Here is a 7,249-nt window from a genome sequence, read left to right on the forward strand (position 1 = left end):
GCGCCGCCGGCCGGCGGCGCGCCGCGCCGGTTCAGCGCCGCGGCAGCGTATCGCGCGGCAGCTGCTCGTCGTCGTCCATCAGATGCCGGCGCCCTTCGGTCGGCCGGCGGATCGCCGCGACGACTTCCGCTTCGGTCACATCCTCCGACACGACGCGGCGCGCGAGACGCCCGTCGTCGTCGATCCATTCGACGATCCGGCATCCGCCGCCCCAGGGCTGGCGAATCGGTTCGGATACGCGGCAGCCGCGCAGGTTGTAAAGACGTCCGCCGGGCGCATCCCCATACCGTTTCAACATAGGTTCCCTTCGCATTGCACGGTTCGACAATCCGGCAAAGGATAGGAAAAAGTCGTGTCCGGCAGGTTACCGCGGCCTACATATTCTTTACAGCGAATTACGCGACAGATCGCGCCCTGCCGCTCGGCTACGCGGTCATTCGAGGCCGCGCACGCGGTCGATCGCCTGCTCGAGCCGCTCGACCGCCATCACGTTCAGCCCCTCGATCGCCTGCTTGGGCGCGTTCGCCTTCGGAATCAGCGCGGTCGTGAAGCCGAGCTTCGCGGCCTCGCGCAAGCGCTCCTGCCCGCGCGGCGACGGGCGGATCTCGCCGGCCAGGCCGACTTCGCCGAACACGATCAGCCCCTTCGGCAACGCCTTGTTGCGCATCGACGAGTGAATCGCGAGCAGCACCGCGAGATCGGCCGCGGGCTCGGCGATCTTCACGCCGCCCACCGCGTTCAGGAACACGTCCTGATCGAAGCACGCGATGCCCGCATGCCGGTGCAGCACGGCGAGCAGCATCGCGAGCCGGTTCTGTTCGAGGCCAACCGCGAGCCGGCGCGGATTCGGCACGTGCGCAGTGTCGACGAGCGCCTGGATTTCGACGAGCAGCGGGCGCGTGCCCTCCTGCGTGACGAGCACGCACGAGCCGGGCACGACCTGCTCGTGCTGCGACAGGAACAGCGCCGACGGGTTCGCGACGCCGCGCAGCCCGCGCTCGGTCATGGCGAACACGCCGAGTTCGTTGACCGCGCCGAAGCGGTTCTTGAACGCGCGCACGAGCCGGAACGACGAGTGCGTATCGCCTTCGAAGTACAGCACCGTGTCGACGATGTGCTCGAGCACGCGCGGGCCCGCGAGGTTGCCCTCCTTCGTCACGTGGCCGACCATGATGATCGCGGTACCCGACTGTTTCGCGATGCGCGTGAGCTGCGCCGCGCACTCGCGCACCTGCGCGACCGAGCCCGGTGCGGAGGTCAGCGCCTCCGAGTAGACGGTCTGGATCGAGTCGATCACCGCGACGTCGGGCCGCTCCGCGTCGATCGCGGCCTGGATCTTCTCGAGCTGGATCTCGGCCAGCAGCTTCAGCTCGGCGGCCGGCGCGGCACCTTCGAGCAGCGCGAGCCGTTGCGCGCGCAACGCGATCTGCGCGGCCGACTCCTCGCCGCTGATATAGAGCGCGCGCCGCTCGCTCGCGATGTCCGCGAGCGACTGCAGCAGCAGCGTCGACTTGCCGATGCCCGGATCGCCGCCGATCAGCACGACGCCGCCCGCGACGAGGCCGCCGCCGAGCACGCGATCGAATTCGCCGATCCCGGTCGAGAAGCGCGGCACGTCGGCCGCTTCGATGTCGACGAGGCGCTGGACGGGCGCACGTTTCGCGAGCGACTGGAAGCGATGGGCGCTCGGCGATTCGGCGACCGATTCGACGAGCGTATTCCAGGCCTGGCACGACGGGCACTGCCCCTGCCACTTCGGGGTTTGTCCGCCGCACTCGCTGCAGACATAGACGGTTTTCTGTTTTGCCACGCGCGCGCCCTTATTCCGCCCGCACCGGCACGCGGGCCGCGACTGCGCACATGAGCTCGTAGCCGATCGTCCCGCAATGGCGGGCGACGTCGTCGATCGATAGCGCATTGCCCCACAGCTCGACGCGCGCCCCGACGCCGGCCTGCGGACACGGGGTCAGGTCGACCGTGATCATGTCCATCGAGACGCGCCCGACAATGCGCGTGCGGATGCCGTCGACGATCACCGGCGTGCCTTCGGGCGCGACGCGCGGATAGCCGTCCGCGTACCCGCATGCGACGACGCCGATCCGCATCGGCGCGGGCGCGGAGAACGTCGAGCCGTAGCCGATCGCCTGCCCCTTGCCGATCGATTGCACCGCGATCAGCTCGGACGACAGCGTCATCGCCGGCTTCAGGCCGGTATCCGCGATATCGGACGACAGCCCCGACGGCGACGCGCCGTACAGCACGATCCCGGGCCGCACCCAGTCGAAATGCGTGTCCGGATGCCAGAGCACGGCCGCCGAATTCGCGAGGCAGCGCGCGCCTGCGATGTTCGCCGCGCCGCGCTCGAAAGTCGCGAGCTGCTCGGCGACGCCGCGCTCGTTGTCGGCATCCGAAAAATGGGTCATCAACGTGATCTGTCCGATGCTCGGACACGCGCGGGCGCGCTCCCATGCGGCGCGGTATTTCTCCGGCGCGTAGCCGAGCCGGTTCATGCCGCTGTTCATCTTCAACTGCACGTTGACGGGCTTCGACAGCCGCGCGGTTTCCAGCATCCGCATCTGCTCGTCGTTGTGCACGGTGGTCGTCAGGCTGTAGCGGTCGATCACGTCGATGTCTGTCGAGCGGAAGAAGCCCTCGAGCAGCAGGATCGGGCCCGCCCAGCCGAGCTCGCGCAGCTTCACGGCTTCGTCGAGATCGAGCAGCCCGAAGCCGTCTGTGCCGCGCAGGCCCGGGAACACGCGCGCGAGCCCGTGGCCGTACGCGTTGGCCTTGACGACCGCCCAGACTTTGGACGGGCCGGCATAGCGGCGGACGACGGAGAGATTGTTCGCGAGAGCGGCAGTGTGGATGGTGGCGGAGATCGGGCGCGGCATGGGAAATTTACGTAAAGACGCTTGCGAATCATCAGCTTACCGCGCCTTTTGAGCACCGAAGCCGACAATTTGCGGAACGATCGGGGAATCTTGCTAGTCCGAACTGCCGTATTTTCGTGTTATAAAGCCGTGCGCACAACCCATTTCGAACGGAATAAGCCGATCGCATACCTGGCGGCCTACGCGGCCAAGCCGCAGCGACGAAAGCATCGCATCAGATGAAAAAAGGTTTTTACACCATCATGGCCGCGCAGTTTTTCTCGTCGTTGGCCGACAATGCGCTTCTCATCGCCGCCATCGCCCTGCTGAAAGACCTCCACGCCCCGAACTGGATGACACCGCTGCTCAAGCTGTTCTTCGTGTTGTCCTATGTGGTGCTCGCGGCGTACGTCGGCGCGTTCGCCGATTCCCGTCCGAAGGGCCGCGTGATGTTCATCACCAATTCGATCAAGGTGGTCGGCTGCCTCATCATGCTGTTCGGTGCGCATCCGCTGCTCGCGTACGGCATCGTCGGCTTCGGCGCGGCCGCCTACTCGCCCGCCAAATACGGGATTCTGACCGAGCTGCTGCCGGCCGACCGGCTCGTCGCCGCGAACGGCTGGATCGAAGGCACGACGGTCAGCTCGATCATCCTCGGTACCGTGCTCGGCGGCGCGCTGATCAGCCCGCACATCGCATCGCACGTGATCGCCCACACGCCGTCGTGGATCGGTACGCCGGCCGAAGCGGCGATGGCCATCATCATGGCGCTGTACGTGATCGCCGCGCTGTTCAACCTGCGCATTCCCGATACCGGCGCGCGCTATCCGAAACAGGAGCGCGGGCCCGTCAAGCTCGTCACCGATTTCGCCGACTGCTTCATGGTGCTCTGGCGCGACAAGCTCGGCCAGATCTCGCTCGCGGTCACGACGCTGTTCTGGGGCGCCGGTGCGACGCTCCAGTTCATCGTGCTGAAATGGGCCGAGGTCTCGCTCGGCATGACGCTGTCCGAAGGCGCGATCCTGCAGGCCGTGGTCGCGGTCGGCGTCGCGGGCGGCGCGATCGCCGCCGCGGGGCGGATTCCGCTGAAGAAGTCGCTGACGGTGCTGCCCGTCGGCATCATGATGGGCATCGCGGTGATGCTGATGGCGTTCTACACGCGCGACCTGTTTCCGTCACACTGGGCGCTGCACATCGGCCATTTGCGCCTGCCCGTGTATCTGATCGTCGCCTACGTGTTCCTGATCGGCGTCGGCGCGCTGTCCGGCTACTTCGTCGTTCCGATGAATGCGCTGCTGCAGCATCGCGGCCACGTGCTGCTGTCGGCCGGCCATTCGATCGCGGTGCAGAACTTCAACGAGAACCTGTCGGTGCTCGTGATGCTGTGCCTGTATGCGGTGCTCGTCTGGCTCGACGTGCCGGTCGGCGTCGTGATCGTGCTGTTCGGCACGTTCGTGTGCCTGACGATGTGGCTTGTGATGCGCCGCCATCAGGCGAACCAGCGCCAGTTCGATTCGGTCGCGCTGATCGGCGAATCGCGGCACTGACGCTACACTTCCCGTTTCCGTCCGTTCGCGCCGGCCGTCGAGCCGGCGCGTTGCCATCATGACGCATCCGATACCCAACGTGCTGACGATCGCCGGCTCCGATTCCGGCGGCGGCGCCGGCATCCAGGCCGACCTGAAGACGTTCTCCGCACTCGGCGCATACGGCGCGAGCGCGATCACCGCGCTGACCGCGCAGAACACGCGCGGCGTCACGGGTGTGCGCGCGCCCGATCCCGCGTTCGTGACCGCGCAGCTCGACGCGGTGTTCGGCGACATTCGCATCGATGCGGTGAAGATCGGCATGCTCGCGAACGCGCCGATCGTGCACGCCGTCGCCGACGCGCTGCGGCGTTACGCACCGCGCTTCGTCGTGCTCGACACGGTGATGATCTCGAAGAGCGCGCATGCGCTGCTCGCGCCCGAGGCGGTCGACGCACTGCGCGACGCGCTGCTGCCTCTCGCGACGGTCGTCACGCCGAATCTGCCGGAAGCGGCCGCGCTGCTCGGCGACGCGCACGCGACGACCGAGGACGACATGGTGCGCCAAGGCCGCGCGCTGCTGCAGACCGGCGCACGTGCGGTGCTGATGAAAGGCGGCCACTTGCCCGATGCGGCCGCGAGCCCCGACTGGCTCGTCGCGCAAGCGGGCGCCGTGCGGCTCGACGGCCCGCGCGTGCCGGTCAGCAATACGCACGGTACGGGCTGCACGCTGTCGTCCGCGATCGCTGCGCTGCTGCCGCAGCTGCCGGACCTCGAAAGCGCGGTGCGCGAAGCGAAGGCCTATCTGACCGGCGCGATCGCCGCGAGCGGGCAGCTCGACGTCGGCCACGGCGTCGGCCCCGTCCACCATTTCCATCGCTGGTGGTGAGCCCGCGCCGAGGCGCGCTCAGCCGGCCAGCGCGGCAAAGGCCTGCGCTCGCGCCGGCCAGTCGTCCGGCACGATGAAGCCGCGCGCGGTCTCGTACCACGTGCCGTCCGGTTCCGCTTTGTAAACACCGATCAGCGCGGGCGCCGGGCGCTCGGACAGCGCCGCCGGCAACGCGCGCGTGTCGGCAAACGGCACGGGCGGCGTGCCGGCGTTTGCCGCGCTTGCCGCGTTTGCCGCGATCCGCCGCGGCGCGAGCCAGGCGAGCCGCGGCAGGACGCTCCAGGCCGCGTCCGCCGGCTGCGCGGCGGCCCATTCCGCCCACTGCGCATGCGTGAGCCAGAAGCCGCGCGGATGATCCGGCGCGATGTCGGCCGAGACGGGCGGCACCGGTGCGCGATGCGGATAGAACAGCCAGCCCTTCACGAACATCTGCGCATCGGACAAGGGGCCGTAGCCGAGCCGCGCGAAGCCGTCGCGGCGACTCAGCGTCAGCTGGTGCTCGACGAGCCGGCTGCGTTTGCGATCGAACCGGTCGACGAGATTCGGTCCGACGAAATCGGCCAGCGTCGCACGCTCCCGCACCGGTGCGCATAGATAGCACTTCACCGCGAGTTCCCAATGCAGGCGTCGGCCGTCCCGTGCATCGACGAGAAAATCGACTTCGCCGAGCGTGTGGCCATGCGTGCGCAGCGGCAGATTGGCCGCGACGAGCGACAGCGACGGGCCGTGCGCGAGGAAGTATTCGAGCAGGCCCTCCGCATAGCGGCCGAGCCGCACAGGGCGCAGCCCGTCGAGCGCGCGATGCAGTGGCGCGGGCGACGCGTCGAGCGCCGCGAGCCATGCTTCGGCGGCGCTCTGCTCGGCCGCGGTCGACCATGGCTGCGCCAGCGGCGCGCCGGGCGCGGCGCTCAGCAGGCTCGGACTGGCGAGCAGCCAGCCGAGGTCGCGAACTGCGACGTCGCGCAGCGTATCGACGAAGGCGAACGCCGCGCGCCCGGTCATGGCGCGGCCGGCGGCGGCGCGTCGGCAGCAGGCGACGCCGCGAACGTGTCGCGCGCCAGGCACAGGTCCGCCCATGCCTTCGCCTTGTCCGGCAGGCTGCGCAACAGATACGCGGGGTGGTACGTGACGATCACCGGCACGCCTTCGTAAGCGTGCACGCGGCCGCGCAGCGATGCGATGCTCGCGTCGGTCTTCAGCAGCGTCTGCGCGGCGAAGCGGCCGAGCGCGACGATCAGCTTCGGCTTGACCAGCGCGACCTGGCGCTGCAGATACGGCTCGCAGCGCGCGACCTCGTCCGGCTCGGGATTGCGGTTGCCCGGCGGCCGGCACTTGATCACGTTCGCGATGTACACGTTCTCGCCGCGCTGCAGCGACAGCGAGCGCAGCATGTTGTCGAGCAGCTTGCCGGCCTGACCGACGAACGGCTCGCCCTGCTTGTCCTCGTTTTCGCCCGGCGCCTCGCCGATCAGCATCCAGTCCGCTTCGCGGTCGCCGACGCCGAATACCGTGTTCGTCCGCTTCTCGCACAGGCGGCAACGCGTGCAGTCGGCCACGCGCGCGGCGAGCGCGTCCCAGTCGAGCATGGCGACCGGCGCTTCGGCCGCGCGCGGCTCGGCCGCCGTTGCCGAATCGCCGGGCGGCGCGGCGTCGAACCACGCGAAATCGTCGTCGACGGCCGGCGGCATGTCGGCGGACGGCGAGGCCGCCTGGGCCGACGCGATCGCCGTGAGCGCGCCGGGCACGTCGTCGGCCGGCTGCGGTGCACGCGGCGTGTCGACAGGATCGCCGCCGGCGACGGGCGCAGCAGCGCGCATCGGCGCGCCTGTCGACGCACCGTCGTCCGCCCGACGCGCGACCGGTTCGGCAACCTTCTCATGTGCTTCGCGCGCCGCCGCGGGCCGCGACCGCACCGCGTCCGATGCCGCCGCAACGGTCTCCGCGCCGGCGCCGGCGGCTTCCGA

At 69.1% G+C, this 7,249-nt stretch carries 7 protein-coding genes; 2 read left to right on the forward strand and 5 right to left on the reverse strand.

Annotation, left to right across the window (positions count from 1 at the left end; all coding sequences use genetic code 11):
* Nucleotides 1–31: 31 nt before the first annotated feature.
* From HMPREF3115_RS16705 to alr, 3 genes are all read right to left on the reverse strand, one after another.
* A complete protein-coding gene (locus HMPREF3115_RS16705; RefSeq protein WP_006407722.1) occupies nt 32–298 on the reverse strand; it encodes a DUF2866 domain-containing protein in 267 nt (88 codons plus the stop codon).
* 135 nt (nt 299–433) lie between these two features.
* Entirely contained in the window at nt 434–1,810 is a 1,377-nt protein-coding gene (gene radA / locus HMPREF3115_RS16710; protein WP_006407723.1) for a DNA repair protein RadA, read from the reverse strand.
* A gap of 10 nt (nt 1,811–1,820) precedes the next feature.
* The gene (gene alr / locus HMPREF3115_RS16715; protein ID WP_006402626.1) at nt 1,821–2,891 is read right to left on the reverse strand and encodes an alanine racemase; all 1,071 of its coding nucleotides are present in this window, start codon (nt 2,889–2,891) and stop codon (nt 1,821–1,823) included.
* A 218-nt stretch (nt 2,892–3,109) separates the two neighbouring features.
* Here alr and lplT point away from each other — a divergent pair, with 218 nt between their 5' ends.
* Together lplT and thiD are read left to right on the forward strand one after the other, a co-directional pair.
* Entirely contained in the window at nt 3,110–4,417 is a 1,308-nt protein-coding gene (gene lplT, locus HMPREF3115_RS16720) for a lysophospholipid transporter LplT (RefSeq protein WP_006407724.1), read from the forward strand.
* Nucleotides 4,418–4,475: 58 nt separating this feature from the next.
* Nucleotides 4,476–5,285 (forward strand): bifunctional hydroxymethylpyrimidine kinase/phosphomethylpyrimidine kinase, encoded by an 810-nt coding sequence (gene thiD / locus HMPREF3115_RS16725; protein WP_070555243.1) that lies wholly within the window; start codon nt 4,476–4,478, stop codon nt 5,283–5,285.
* Nucleotides 5,286–5,303: 18 nt separating this feature from the next.
* On the opposite strand, the gene HMPREF3115_RS16730 is transcribed toward thiD, so the two are convergent.
* Both HMPREF3115_RS16730 and HMPREF3115_RS16735 read right to left on the reverse strand, forming a co-directional pair.
* The gene (locus HMPREF3115_RS16730; RefSeq protein WP_070555246.1) at nt 5,304–6,287 is read right to left on the reverse strand and encodes a DUF1853 family protein; all 984 of its coding nucleotides are present in this window, start codon (nt 6,285–6,287) and stop codon (nt 5,304–5,306) included.
* Nucleotides 6,284–7,249 (reverse strand): uracil-DNA glycosylase (locus HMPREF3115_RS16735; RefSeq protein WP_070555249.1); only part of this gene is annotated, 966 nt, incomplete at its 5' end. The genes HMPREF3115_RS16735 and HMPREF3115_RS16730, both read right to left, overlap by 4 nt.

Origin of the sequence: Burkholderia sp. HMSC10F09, from assembly GCF_001806955.1 — a bacterium.
GTDB lineage: Bacteria > Pseudomonadota > Gammaproteobacteria > Burkholderiales > Burkholderiaceae > Burkholderia > Burkholderia multivorans.

What these genes read in the sequence shown, in the direction of transcription:
- lplT (WP_006407724.1), top strand. Translation starts at nt 3,110, where the DNA reads ATGAAAAAAGGTTTTTACACCATCATGGCCGCGCAGTTTTTCTCGTCG.
- HMPREF3115_RS16705 (WP_006407722.1), bottom strand. Translation starts at nt 298, where the DNA reads ATGTTGAAACGGTATGGGGATGCGCCCGGCGGACGTCTTTACAACCTG.
- HMPREF3115_RS16730 (WP_070555246.1), bottom strand. Translation starts at nt 6,287, where the DNA reads ATGACCGGGCGCGCGGCGTTCGCCTTCGTCGATACGCTGCGCGACGTC.
- thiD (WP_070555243.1), top strand. Translation starts at nt 4,476, where the DNA reads ATGACGCATCCGATACCCAACGTGCTGACGATCGCCGGCTCCGATTCC.
- alr (WP_006402626.1), bottom strand. Translation starts at nt 2,891, where the DNA reads ATGCCGCGCCCGATCTCCGCCACCATCCACACTGCCGCTCTCGCGAAC.